Here is a 12,830-nt window from a genome sequence, read left to right on the forward strand (position 1 = left end):
GACATCAGCCCGACTTCCGCGTCGCTTCGGCGATCAGCTCCTGGGCCGCTTCCCGCAGAAGATCTTCCCGCGCCAGGCGTGCAACCGGCTCAACGCCGATCTCGATCAGGATCGGCACGGCCAGCGGCGAAACGCGATCCAAAACTTGATGCCTGATTCGTCCCCGGATGCGCGCCAGGAATTGACCAAGACGAGCAATATCCAGCAAACCCGTGGCCGCGTCCTCACGGGCGGCTTCCAGCAGAATGTGGCCCGGATCATGGCGCCTCAGCACGTTGTAGACGAGATCGGTCGACATCGTGACCTGGCGGCCACTCTTTTCGAGGCCCGGATGGCGCCGCTCGATCAATCCGGCAATCACCGCCACATTGCGGAAGGTGCGGCGCATCAAACTACTTTCGGCGAGCCAGGCTTCGAGGTCGTCGCCCAGCATATCCTCCGCAAACAGTTGATCGAGATCGAGACTTCCGTCCGCAATGCGCTGCGAAAGATCGCCAAGGCCCCAGACGGCGAGGCCATAGTCGTTGGCGACGAAACCGAGCGGACGGGCGCCATCGCGCTCCAATCTGCGCGTCAGCAGCATGCCGAGCGTCTGATGGGCGAGACGGCCCTCGAACGGATAGGCGACCATGAAATGACGGGAGCCGCGCGGGAACGTCTCGATCAGCACGTCGTTCACGCCGGGAAGCTGCGACCGCTCGTTCTGAAGGCCGAGCCATTCGGCGACAGGCAGCGGCAGACCGGCCCATTGCTCGCTGTCGGCCAGCATGGCGCGGACACGCTTGGCCAGATGGGTCGAGAGCGGAAACTTGCCGCCCGCATAGCTCGGGATCATGGCGTCGGCACCGGGCGCACGTGTGACATAGGCCTCGGTCTCGGAAATCCCTTCAAAGCGGAGGATCTCTCCGGCGAACACGAACGTCATGCCGGGCGAGAGCTGCTCAATGAAGTACTCCTCGACCTCACCCAGCACGCGCCCGCCCATCAACGGACGAGCCGCGCCAGACTTCCCGGAGGCTGTCGCGCGGCGGCGGCCGACGAGGCGGACCTTGATCATCGGGGCTTCGACGATGGTGCCGGCGTTCATGCGGTACTGCCGGATGAGCGATGGGTGGGAGAGACGCAGGCGGCCATCGTCGGTAGGGCGGAGCTTCGCGAAGCGCTCGTAGGTCTTGAGCGCGTAGCCGCCTGTCGCCACGAAATCGACCACACGATCGAAGCGGGCGCGGGTGAGGCCTGCGTAGGGCGCGGCGGAGCGGACTTCCTCGAACAACGCATCGGGTTGAAACGGTCCGTGGCAGGCCATGCCAAGAACGTGCTGGGCCAAAACGTCCAGCGCGCCCGAACGGGCAATCACCGTGTCCTGCTCGCCAGCCTTGGCGGCCTCAAGCGCAGCGCGGCATTCGAGAACCTCGAACCGATTGGCGGGCACGAGAAGTGCCGCGGACGGTTCGTCGAGGCGATGGTTGGCGCGACCGATGCGCTGAGCCAAGCGAGAGGCCCCCTTCGGCGCGCCGACGTTGACGACAAGATCAACGTCGCCCCAATCGATGCCGAGATCGAGCGTGGAGGTTGCGACCACGGCGCGGAGCTTGCCCTCACTCATGGCGGCTTCCACCTTGGTCCGGCGCGCCTTGTCGAGTGAGCCGTGATGGAGCGCAATCGGCAGATTGGCTTCGTTCAGGCGCCACAACTCCTGGAACACCAGCTCGGCCTGCATGCGGGTGTTGACGAACACCAGCGTCGTGCGATGGCTCTGGATGGCGCGGTAGATGTCGGCCATCGCATAGAGGGCGGAGTGGCCGCCCCAGGGCACCGGCTCGTCGATCTCCAGGATTTCGATGTCGGGATCGGCACCGCCTTTGGCGACGACGAGATCCGCCATCGACCGCATCAGGTCAGGCGCGGTCTGGGGCACGAGATAGCTCAGAAGCTCCGACGGGTGTGCGACGGTCGCCGACAGGCCGATCTTGATATGGCCGGGCGCCAACGTGGCGAGCCGCGCCAGGCCGAGCGACAGCAGGTCTCCCCGCTTCGAGGGGGCAAGCGCATGCAGCTCGTCGAGGATGATCGTGTCGAGGTCGCCGAAGAGATAGCCGGCGTCGGCGCTCGACAGCATCAGCGCGACTTGCTCGGGCGTGGTCAGCAGGATCTGCGGGGGCTTCACCCGCTGGCGGGCCCGGCGCGCGACCGATGTATCTCCCGTGCGGGTCTCGATCGAGACCTTGAGGCCCATTTCGGACACCGGCGCGACGAGATTGCGGGAGATGTCCTCGGCCAGCGCCTTCAGCGGCGAGATGTAGAGGGTGCGCAAGCCTGCGCCCATGCTGTTGCGGCGCGGGGCACCCGCGAGGGCGATCAGGCTCGGCAGGAACCCGGCCAGCGTCTTGCCGGCGCCGGTCGGGGCGATCAGCAGCGTGGAGCGGCGGGCTTGCGATTTCTCAACCAGGGCGAGCTGGTGGTCGCGGGGGCGCCATCCGCGGCGGGCGAACCACTGCTTGAATTGATCCGGGAGCACGGCCGGCGCGTTCGCGGGCTTGGCGGCCCGAACCGGCGGGCCCTTTGGCCGGCTCCTGGCCTTTTGCGATACGCCGCTCACGCGCTGAGACTTCCTTCGCTCCCGCCGTTCCCTGTGCTAGATGGTGAGCCGGCTCGCTGGTTTCATCCCACGATCGAAACGGCTTCGGCCCTCCTGCTCCACGTCTATGGAACGCCCAATGGACCGTAACACGATATTTGGCGGAAACCCGCTCGGGGTAATCCTCCGCCTCGCCCTGATCTCGATCGTCGTCGGCATCGTGATGAAGGCGCTCGGCATCGATCTCCGGAATTTCTTCCAGCGGATCAACGAGCTGTTGCGGAACCTCTACGATCTCGGGTTCGGCGCCATCGAGTGGGTGATCGAGTACATGCTGCTCGGCGCGCTGGTCGTGATCCCGATCTGGCTCATTGCGCGCGTGGTCGGGGCGGCCCGCTCGAAGGCCGAGTAGCCGCTACGAAAGCGGCTTCGCGGCCCATTCGGCGGCACGGGTTCCGGTCAGCTCAGTGATCGACGCGACGCCGCGCTTGGCGCAGGCTTCGGACAAGTGGGCCTTGATGCGGCCGATAAGGCCCGGGCCTTCATAGATCAACCCCGTGTAGAGCTGGAGCAAGCTGGCGCCGGCCTCGATTTTCGCGAGCGCAGCCTCGGGACTGTCGATGCCGCCAATGCCGATCAGCGGAATTTTCCCGTCCGTCGCCCGATAGACGCGGGCCAGCACGACCGTCGCGCGGTGAAACAAGGGGCTGCCCGAGAGGCCACCGGCTTCCTTGGCCACCGGATCTACCAGGCCGGTGCGGGCGAGCGTCGTGTTCGAGACCGCGATACCGTCGACGCCGCTCGCGACGAGCGCCGCGACGACCGGCTCGATATCGTCCTCGGCGAGATCGGGCGCGATCTTGACGACGATGGGCCTGCGCGGCGCACCGGCCGCGACTTTCGTCGCCCGAGCCGCCATCACGCGAGCCAAGAGCTCGCCGAGCGCGGCAGGCGCCTGGAGATCTCGCAGTCCGGGTGTGTTCGGCGACGAGATGTTCACGGTGAAATAGCTCGCGACCTCATAGAAGGCCTCGATCCCGGCAACGTAATCAGCGGCGCGGTCAGAGCTTTCCTTGTTGGCTCCGATGTTGACGCCGACGACGCCGCGGCGCGGCCGTGCGGTAAGGCGGCGCAACGCGGTCGCGTGGCCCTCGTTGTTGAAGCCGAGCCGGTTGATGACGGCGCGCTCGCGGACAAGCCTGAACACCCGTGGTGCGGGATTGCCTCCTTGTGGACGCGGCGTGGTGGTGCCGATCTCGGCAAAGCCAAAACCCAACCCCAGGATCGCATCCGGGACGCGCGCGTCCTTGTCGAAACCGGCGGCGATGCCGAGCGGGTTCGGAAAGCTCTCTCCCCACAGCGAGACCGCGAGGGCCTGGCTTTGCGCCGCGGCACAGCGCGGGTAGGCGCCCAGCTCGAGCGCGCGCAGCGTCAGCTCATGCGCAACCTCAGGATCGAGCTTGAGAAGGAACGGGCGGGCGAGACCGGACAGCGCGGACATCATGGAGCGATATCCTCCGGTATCTGAGGAACGCCGTCTGCTCCGAGGGGCAGCGGTTTCTCCCAAATGGCAACCTTGGTGGACACCGTTCCGTAAAGATGCGGGAATAGATCCCCGCCACGCGAAGGCTCCCACAGGAGCGCGTTGCCGAAAAGTTTCTCGTCGAAAGCAACGAGAACGAGATCCGCTTGCCCGTGAAAATGCTTCGCGGCCGTGCCCCTCAGCTGCGCGGGCGCGGAGAAATGAATGAAGCCATCGCGAAGATCGTCGGGCGAACCACGATAAATTCCTTCCTGGCACGCAGAGGCCCATGCGTCTCGACCGACAATCTTGAAAATCATGCGGCTTGCTCGTGTGACCTGTTTCACTCACTGCCTGTAATCGAGGCGCGCGACCGGCGCGAGCTTCTTCTCGCTCGCGTTCGCTTCCGCTACACTTAGACGCTCGTCCTCCGAGCGTGGCTTCGTTATAACTCGCTCGTGGGGGATCAAGTGGCCGAAACGAGCGGGGCTTCATAGCACGGGCTTGTGGGGTGTTGCGCAACCCCGATTACATTTTCCGAGGCAATCCGACGGACATATTGAAGTCTTGCTCGCGACGAAGGTCGCGGAACGGAAAGCCGTGTGTCGACTAGGGTGGAAGGCGAAGGACGTTCTGGCGTGCACGAGGTTATTTCCGTAAAGGTCGTACCGCTCAAAGAGCTTTTTTCCGATGTCTACGAGTTCAGGCTTCCGTATTTTCAGCGGGCCTATGCGTGGCAGACCGCGGAGATCGGGCGACTTCTGTCGGATATCACGCAAGCGATGCGTGCGAGCGACGGCAAGCGGGGGTACTTCCTCGGCAAGCTCATGGTCGCGAAAAAGCAGGGGCAGCCGGAAACCGCCCTCGTGGACGGCCATCAGCGCGTCATGTCGCTGACTTTGTTGTTTGCCGTGTTGCGCGATCTCGAAAGCAATCCCGCGCTGCAGATCCGGCTCAACGACTTCGTCCGGGGCAACAGCGTGCGGCTGAAACCGCAGGATGCGATGGCGCTTTCCTGCGAGCGCTTCGTGCAGACACCCGGCGCCACTGCGGTCGAGCCCGAGGACGATCTCGACCTCCTTTCTGAGACCGAGCGCAACGTCATCGAGAACCGCAACTACCTACGGACCGAGCTTTCCGGCGCCGACTACCCGCCGGAAGTGCGCCACGCGCTCGTGACCTACCTTTCCGAACGGTGCTGTGTGATCGTCGCCTCGGTCGAGGACGACGAGGAGGCGTGGTCGTTCCTCAGGACCGAGGAAGAGACGCGCGTCGACTTCAGCAAATCGGATCGGGCCAAATTCAGCCTCATCGCCATCGTGCCACCAGGCGAGCGCGCGGCCTGCCAGAAGGTGTGGGAATCCTGCGAAGCGCTTCTCGGCGCTGCCGACATGCATGCGTTGCTCGGACACCTGCGCACCCTCAAGCGCCGTCGCAGCAGCGGCAAGCCGATCGAGATCGACCTCGCGGAAGGCTACAAGTTCAACTCGCCCGGGGCGGGGCTTTCGTTCCTCGAAAATCAGTTCAAGCCCGCCGCAGAGCGGCTTGCGATGCTGCGCAAATCCAGCGAGGGCCGCGATGGACGGCCATTACCGGCCGTGTCGGAGCGTCTCAAGTGGATTGATCCGCAACTGTGGGTGCCGGCGGCGCTTCTCTGGTTCGAGCGCAACCAAGATCCCGACGAAACGCTGCTGTTCTTCCGCAAGCTCGAACGGCTCATCTGGATGATGAAGATCGCAGGCTTCGATCCGACGAAGCAGAGCAATCGCATCCTCCAGCTGCTTGGCGAGATCGACCGCACCGTCTCGCCCGCGAAGATGCGCGAGCTCGAAATCACCAATGCGCTGCGGGACGCCGCGGCCTCAAACCTGCGCAGCCCGACGTTCGACGCCAAGCACTACAGCGGCCGTGTGTTGCGGCGGGTCAGCCTTTCGCTGGGGCAGGATCCGGGGCCGATCGAGCGCACGACGCTCACCATCGAGCATGTGCTGCCGCGCGGGTTTGCGCCGAAAAGTGGCTGGCGCACGCATTTTCCGTCGGCGCGTTCGGTGCGCGACTACTCGCACCGGCTCGGCAACCTCACGCTGCTTTCGCCCGAAGACAATCAGAGGGCGGATACCATCGACTGGGCGGACAAGCGCCCCATTTTCGCGCGGTCACAGTACGTGCTTTCGCAGAAGCTGGCGGAAGCCGAGAGCTGGACACCAGCGCGCATCCTCGAACGAACCGAGGAGCTGATCGCGCTTCTGTTCAAGGACTGGGATATCAAGGTCTAGAGACAGCCCAGTTTCGCTTGAATCGCGATCATGGTGGTCTTTCGTGAGACCGATGATTCACGCTTCGGACTTTTCCGGCGCTGCCGATTCACGCCGCGCCCGATAGGGGCCGCGACGATCGGAGCGCGCTGGCCCGAAGAGATCATGGTGGTCTTTCGTGAGACCGATGATTCACGCTTCGGACTGATAGGGTCCGAAGCGATCATGGTCTAGGCTGGCGCGGCGTCCTTGGCGAGCAGCTCGCCCTTGAGGGCCGACGCGATCAGCGCGCGGGTCTCGGGGATACCGTACAGCGCGATGAACGAGCCGAAGCGCGGGCCCTTGCTCTCACCCAGCAGGATCTCATAGATGCTGTTGAACCAGGCGTTCGAGACGCCGGGACGTTCCGGTGTCGCGCCTTTGGCAGCGAAATCCTGGTAGCGCGGAACGGCGCGCCCCACGTCGTAGATGATCGTCTGCAGGTCCTCGGCGGTGGCATTCGGCGGAGCCTTGGCCAACGCAGCCGAGAGCGCTTCGAGCGCTGCGCGTTCCTCTTCGTCGGCGGCGCGGTGGCGCTTCTTCGTCTTCACGAAATCCGTGTAGTAGCGAACCGCATAGCCCGCGAGCTGATCGAGAAGCGGGGAGGCTTCCGGGCTTGTTCCCGGGAAGTGGCGCTTGATGAACCCCCACAGCACGGACTTGTCCTCGGCGTTCGAGGCCGCCACGAGATTGAGCAACAGCGCAAACGTGACCGGGAGCTCGGCGGCCGGCGGATTGCCGCCGTGAATGTGCCAGACGGCGTTGTCGAGCTTGGTTTTGCCGTCCTGCCGGGGATAGCCGGCGAGCAACTGCAGGTACTCGTCTACGGCACGCGGGATGACGTCGAAGTAGAGCTTCTTCGCGCTTCTCGGCTTCTGGAACATGAAGAGCGCGAGGCTCTCGGGCGACGCGTAGGTCAGCCATTCGTCGATGGTGAGGCCGTTGCCCTTCGACTTCGAGATCTTCTCGCCGTTCTCATCGAGAAACAGCTCGTAGACATAGTGCTCAGGCGCGGTCCCGCCCAGGATTTCGCAAATCTTGTCGTAGATCGGCGCGTTGGTCTGGTGGTCTTTGCCGAACATCTCGAAATCGACGCCGAGCGCGGCCCACCGCATGCCGAAATCAGGCTTCCACTGCAGCTTTACGCGACCGCCGGTGACGGGAAGCGTGACGTCGCGGCCATCCTCGTCGGCGAAGGTGATCGTGCCGGCCTTGGCGTCGACTTCCTTCATCGGGACGTAGAGCACGCGGCCGCTGATCGGCGAGATCGGCAGGAACGGGCTGTAGGTCGCCTGCCGCTCGGCGCCAAGCGTCGGCAGCATGACCTTCATGATGGCGTCGTAGCGCTCGACGGCGCGCAGCAGCACCTCGTCGAAGCGGCCGGCTTTGTAATACTCGGTGGCGCTCGCGAACTCGTACTCGAAGCCAAAGGTGTCGAGGAAACGGCGCAGCATCGCGTTGTTGTGGTCGCCGAAGCTCGGATAGTCGCCCCCGAACGGATTGGGCACCGAGGTGAGCGGCATCTGAAGGTAGGGCTCGAGAAACGCGCGATCCGGCACATTCTCGGGGATCTTGCGCATGCCGTCCATGTCGTCGGAGAAGCAGAGCAGGCGCGTCTTGATCTTGCCGCCGGTCAACGCCTCGAAGGCGTGGCGAACCATGGTCGTGCGCGCGACCTCGCCAAAGGTGCCGATGTGCGGCAGACCCGAAGGGCCATAGCCGGTTTCGAACAGCACAGTTCGGTCGGATCCCGCCTTCTGCTTCTCGAGCCGCTTGATGAGACGGCGTGCCTCCTCGAACGGCCAGGCTCTCGCGTCGCCGAGCGCGGCGGAAAGGATCGGATCGAGAGCGGCTTGAGACATGGGGCGGGCTTTCGGCAAAAGAGGATTTTCGGTAGCAAATCGAATGAGGCCCGCAACCTATGGGGCGGCGTCGGGCCCGTCAATTGCGCGACCCGAGCGCGCTCGCCGCGATCAACAGGCGCGGCGCCACGCGGACGTTACGCTGTCGTCTGGACCGGCCCCGTGCCCGTGGGGCGACGCGGGCGAAACAGTCGGCGCAGCATCAACAGAACAAAGACGACCGCCAGCCCCAGTCCTCCGACCACGAGCGGGTGCTTCTCCCACAGCAGAACGGGAGAGATCTGCCCGTCCCAGGCCGCGCGTGCATCCTCCAGAATGACCTCAGGGCCGCCACTGCCCTCTCTCAGCATCATATCGACGGCACGGGCCTGATCCTTGCTTGCAAGCACCGCCTCGCGGACGCGGGGGGCAGCCAGGCTCTGCATCTTTGCCGGCGCCGCGGCGACGGCTGCGAGGACGCGCGCGCGGGGTTCCGGCTCGAGCCCATCAAGATAGCGCGAGAGCGTTTCAAGCTCGGCTTCGGAAAAGCTTCGGGCCAGGCGCTTCAAGTCTTCGGTGCCGAGGGCGAACAGGCGGTCGCGGGACGTTGGCGCAAGCGCCGCAAGGCGTGTGATCGCGACGTGATCGTCGAGCGCGAGAAGGGTGGAGAGCGTCAGGCGCGTAAACCCTTCGGGCGCGGCGCGGCGGTAGATCTCATGCTCCAGCACTTTCGGCAGCTGATCACCCGCGAGCGCCGACCAGCCGAGGGCAGCATCGATCGAGCGGGTATCGCGGGCAATAACCATTGCGGGCTCTGGCAGAAAGCGCACCGCTTCATTCAACGTTCCGTTGTCGAGCCGCTTCAGAACGCCCGGCTCGCCGTCCGCGCCGAGTACGAGCGCGACGACCTCGTCCAGACGAGCAAGCTGCTCCGGCTTCACGGTATCGAGAAACTTCTTGAAGCCCTCGTTGCGCTCGGCGAGATCGAGCGCCTTCTGATGCGCATTGCGGAAGGCGCGCCAGATCTCGATGACGCGATCGGCTGATTTCGCGGCGATCTCGTGCAGGTGCTCCGCGATCTGCTCGCCGAGCGTCTTGGCGAGCTCGGCTTTCACCATCTCCTTGCTCGCGTCCGACTTCATTTCTTCGGAAATGATCGGCAGGACGCCGTTTCTCAGCTCCCAGATATCCTTGGCGACCAGGACCAGCCCAACGCCCCCGGCCGCGACCGAAACGAGGCGCGCCAGAATGCTTCCCGCCAGGCGCTGGCCGACGCGGGCGGCGATGTTTGCAAGCTGGCGACGCATCAACAGGATGGCAGCGCCGGCGATGCCTTGGCTAGAATGCTGAATGACCGATCCGGACGAGATCGTTGCCCGGCCGGCTGCGGCTTCGAGGCCGAAATCTTTCTCGACATCCGACGTGACGACGCCGGCCACCGTGGCGCCGTAGCGTTTTCCAAGGAACGCTCGCAGGCATTCGAGCGACGGGCCGACCGCATCCTGGCTCGCGAGTTCGAGCGTGCGGCCGACTTCGTTGCCGACACCGACGGCCAAGCTTTCGATCGCCGTCTTCATGGCATCGGACTTGTAGACACGCTCGGCGACCGCGGTGGATATCGCCTGGGCTTTCTCCGAGTTGACGAGCGATTGGGCAAGTCCCGCCCAGCTGGTCTCGCTGCGGACTTCCTCGACCGCCAAATCCACGCGCTTGGCGAGCAGATCGTCCATGCCGAGACGGCGCCATTGGTTGTCGACGGCTGCGCGGTAGTCGATATTCTTCACGCCGGCTTCGAGGGCCTTCAGTGAAAGAGCCTCGATCGAGCTGCGGAAACCCGCCTCATCGGCCGACTGGCACGCCTCATAGTCGGCCCGCGTCATGGGAGGAGCGGCAAAAACGGGGAGCGCCTCGCGCGTCGAAACCGCCAGTACCAGGATCGCCGAGACAGCAGGACGCAGAAAACGAGACAACGGCAAACTCCTCGACGCGCCGGTGGCGGCTCTCCCCTCCGAACGGCGCTTCCTGCACCGCTCAGGGCCACGGCTCGGGCTTACGCGCCGACATTATTTACTATACGCGCGCGTGGTCGAGTGACCAGTGACTTTTCGGACATGTTGGCCGGCTCGCCTCCTTCGTTCGGACGCGGCAGCGGGAATTGCGGATCGGGACGAAACGATCCGAAACACTTCTTGCGAAGGTCCATTTAAGCTCCAATTCCCCGGGTGCGACAATCTGACCACCCATCCAATGGGGGCGCCATATCCCCGTCCATTCCCGCTCGAAACACAATCAGATCGAAGACTGCGGAAATTGGAATTGCGGTGAGAGGCCGGCAGATGATCCGTTAACGATAAATCGGCCGTCAAATTTCTGCCGCACACGGCGATCAGTACGGCGCCATCGGCCCTTTCGGGGGCGGTTCGGAGCTTCTCGTCGCGTAAGATTTCACTCTAAAGTGACGAGGCAAGGTCTGATTGTGTTGGCCCTTATTTACCTTGCGACCGATAGCCCCATAGGCAAAGCCGGTGCGAGAGTTGCAGGTAGGGCGACGGCGGCCAAGCTAGGCAATCCTTCTGGGCCCGACGATGTGCGAAACGCACGTCGCACAGGGTCCGGCGCTTTGGCTGATTAGCGGAAAATTTCCGATTGGAGAGATTATAGAGGTCCTTCGGGCTCAAGCTTATGAAACGGCTGCTCGTTTATTTTGCGAGCAAGGCGCCAATAAATGAAGCAGAGCATGGAAACCAAGGGGTCGCTATTGGGGCAGGATTAATGGGGGCGCTGACTCAGCGCTTGGCATCGTCGCATTAATCGGCTTTATTTCCTTTTGGAGTGCAACAGCGAGTTCATCTAACCGCATGAAAAAGAAAGAAAAAATCAACGCCTACCGCGGCAGCCTTCTGATCGAGGGCGGTAAGGTCGGCGTGCTTCTGGTGCACAGCCTGGGCGGCAATCCAATCGAATTGCGCTTTGTGGCTCAAGGACTTGCGCGCCAGGGCTGCACCGTTTACTGCCCCCTCATTCCGGGTCTCGGCGGCGGTACGGATGCATCCGGTCTTTCTTCCTGGCAGGATTGGTACGCGGCTCTCGAGACCGCACACGACGAGCTGAAGGCGCATTGCGACGTCGTTGTCGTCGGTGGCATCTCTGCCGGCTCCATGCTCGCGCTGAGGCTCGCCCGCGAGCGCTCCAAGGACATTCACGGCCTGTTGCTGTTCGCTCCGACGATCTGGCCTAACGGCTGGGCGATCCCGCTGCATTTCAACCTGTTCGCGCTCGTCTACCACAAGTGGGTGGCCAAGCTGATGCGGCTTCAGCAGCGTGCGCCCTACGGCATCAAGGATGAGCGCATCCGGAACTTCGTGATCGACTCTTTCAAGAGCGAAGGCCGTCCCCTGGAAGACCTCTTCGGCCGCGGGGGCGGACTGGTTTGGGAGTTCAAGGCGCTCGCACGCGATGTGCGCCGCCGCCTCGGCGAGATCACGCAGCACGCGGCAATCTTCCATCCGCGCGAAGACGACCAGAGCGACATCTCCAACGCATTCAAGCTGCAGCGCAAGCTCGCGGGTGTTGTCGAAATGACGGTGCTCGATGACAGCTATCACATGGTGACGCTGGATCGTCAGCGTTCGGTCGTCGTCGACCGTTCGGTCGAATTCGTGCAGCGGCTGACGCAGAAGCTCGAGGAAAAGGCTGCCGTTTCCCGGCTGGTCCAGAACAAGGGCATCGCCGAATAAAGCTGAAACAGCTGCATTTATTCAAAAGAAAAAGGCCGGCGCTGATGCCCGGCCTTTTTCTTTTTCATATCTTGTTCCGGACAATCAGGCCGGGGGCGGGGCGCCTGCGCAACGCGGAAGATCCGCCGGTGCCTTGGTCCAGGTGAACGATTTGCCGAGCATTTTCACACCGAGATAGCCGGTCACGACCAATTTGTCGGCTTGGGTGAGCTTCAGCGCTACGCTGTAGGTTTTTCCAGTTTTCGGATCGTAAATCTTGCCGCCGTCAAAGGTGCCGTCCGACATCAAGCCCAGCCCCCAGAGGATCGGCAGGCCGCAGATCGGGCGATCCTGGTTAGCGGGGTCCGGGTTGTAGCGATCGTGCTTGGCAACGCCTTCCGCATTGAGCGGCTCTTTGAGCCAAATGATGCGTCCGCACAGGCGATTGGGGTTATCGGCGCAAATGTAAACTTCGACCGCGCCTTGGCCGCTGTCGTCATACCAAACGCCGATCTCGGGGCGGGCGGCAGCACTCTCGGACGCGAGCGCGACCAGGCCGATCACGAAAACGGGAACAATCCGCGCGGCAGGGCCCAGCAGGGCAAAGATTCTCTGAATCATGAGGGACCTAATGGCTTGACTAGACTGCTTCCAGGAAAGCGCTTGCGCCGAACGGGTGTCGCTTCGTCGCATGACGTCGACTTTGCAATCAATAACGGCGAAAACACGGAGCGAAACCGTTATCGATCAAGTGTTGAAGCTCATCAAGAGGACACGAAAAAGACTTACCATCTTTCTGCCCTAGCGCTTTGATTTGAATGCTTTGGCGCTACAAGGGTAGTGTGTGCCCGCTTTAAAGCCTATATACCGGCTCAATAA

General features: G+C 63.4%; 9 protein-coding genes. 3 read left to right on the forward strand and 6 right to left on the reverse strand.

The window, feature by feature from the left end; genetic code table 11:
• Positions 1-4: 4 nt before the first annotated feature.
• Complete coding sequence (locus RCO24_RS13865) at positions 5-2,518, reverse strand: ligase-associated DNA damage response DEXH box helicase (protein ID WP_308963202.1); 2,514 nt, start codon at positions 2,516-2,518, stop codon at positions 5-7.
• 199 nt (positions 2,519-2,717) lie between these two features.
• Between RCO24_RS13865 and RCO24_RS13870 the strand changes: the two genes are divergently transcribed.
• Positions 2,718-2,990: a DUF6460 domain-containing protein gene (locus RCO24_RS13870; protein ID WP_308962898.1), complete on the forward strand. Its 273-nt coding sequence runs from the start codon at positions 2,718-2,720 to the stop codon at positions 2,988-2,990.
• Positions 2,991-2,993: 3 nt separating this feature from the next.
• On the opposite strand, the gene RCO24_RS13875 is transcribed toward RCO24_RS13870, so the two are convergent.
• Together RCO24_RS13875 and RCO24_RS13880 are read right to left on the reverse strand one after the other, a co-directional pair.
• Complete coding sequence (locus tag RCO24_RS13875; RefSeq protein ID WP_308962900.1) at positions 2,994-4,082, reverse strand: quinone-dependent dihydroorotate dehydrogenase; 1,089 nt, start codon at positions 4,080-4,082, stop codon at positions 2,994-2,996.
• Positions 4,079-4,420: a DUF952 domain-containing protein gene (locus tag RCO24_RS13880; RefSeq protein ID WP_308962902.1), complete on the reverse strand. Its 342-nt coding sequence runs from the start codon at positions 4,418-4,420 to the stop codon at positions 4,079-4,081. Before RCO24_RS13880 ends, RCO24_RS13875 begins: the two co-directional genes overlap by 4 nt.
• A gap of 282 nt (positions 4,421-4,702) precedes the next feature.
• On the opposite strand from RCO24_RS13880, the gene RCO24_RS13885 reads away from it, so the two are divergent.
• Positions 4,703-6,376 (forward strand): DUF262 domain-containing HNH endonuclease family protein, encoded by a 1,674-nt coding sequence (locus tag RCO24_RS13885; protein ID WP_308962904.1) that lies wholly within the window; start codon positions 4,703-4,705, stop codon positions 6,374-6,376.
• Positions 6,377-6,585: 209 nt separating this feature from the next.
• Here the strand turns inward: RCO24_RS13885 and RCO24_RS13890 are convergent, their stop codons facing one another.
• A complete protein-coding gene (locus tag RCO24_RS13890; RefSeq protein WP_308962906.1) occupies positions 6,586-8,256 on the reverse strand; it encodes a lysine--tRNA ligase in 1,671 nt (556 codons plus the stop codon).
• Between the two features lie 137 nt (positions 8,257-8,393).
• Complete coding sequence (locus RCO24_RS13895; protein WP_308962907.1) at positions 8,394-10,205, reverse strand: hypothetical protein; 1,812 nt, start codon at positions 10,203-10,205, stop codon at positions 8,394-8,396.
• Between the two features lie 888 nt (positions 10,206-11,093).
• On the opposite strand from RCO24_RS13895, the gene RCO24_RS13900 reads away from it, so the two are divergent.
• Positions 11,094-11,972, forward strand: a complete 879-nt coding sequence (locus RCO24_RS13900; RefSeq protein ID WP_308962909.1) for an alpha/beta fold hydrolase — start codon at positions 11,094-11,096, stop codon at positions 11,970-11,972.
• 84 nt (positions 11,973-12,056) lie between these two features.
• Here the strand turns inward: RCO24_RS13900 and RCO24_RS13905 are convergent, their stop codons facing one another.
• Complete coding sequence (locus tag RCO24_RS13905) at positions 12,057-12,572, reverse strand: DUF2147 domain-containing protein (protein ID WP_308962911.1); 516 nt, start codon at positions 12,570-12,572, stop codon at positions 12,057-12,059.
• Positions 12,573-12,830: the final 258 nt, after the last annotated feature.

Source organism: Hyphomicrobium sp. LHD-15 (assembly GCF_031157355.1).
Taxonomy (GTDB): domain Bacteria; phylum Pseudomonadota; class Alphaproteobacteria; order Rhizobiales; family Hyphomicrobiaceae; genus Hyphomicrobium_C.

Coding starts and splice junctions, on each gene's coding strand:
- RCO24_RS13870 (WP_308962898.1), top strand. CDS start 2,718: ATGGACCGTAACACGATATTTGGCGGAAACCCGCTCGGGGTAATCCTC.
- RCO24_RS13875 (WP_308962900.1), bottom strand. CDS start 4,082: ATGATGTCCGCGCTGTCCGGTCTCGCCCGCCCGTTCCTTCTCAAGCTC.
- RCO24_RS13880 (WP_308962902.1), bottom strand. CDS start 4,420: ATGATTTTCAAGATTGTCGGTCGAGACGCATGGGCCTCTGCGTGCCAG.
- RCO24_RS13890 (WP_308962906.1), bottom strand. CDS start 8,256: ATGTCTCAAGCCGCTCTCGATCCGATCCTTTCCGCCGCGCTCGGCGAC.
- RCO24_RS13900 (WP_308962909.1), top strand. CDS start 11,094: ATGAAAAAGAAAGAAAAAATCAACGCCTACCGCGGCAGCCTTCTGATC.
- RCO24_RS13905 (WP_308962911.1), bottom strand. CDS start 12,572: ATGATTCAGAGAATCTTTGCCCTGCTGGGCCCTGCCGCGCGGATTGTT.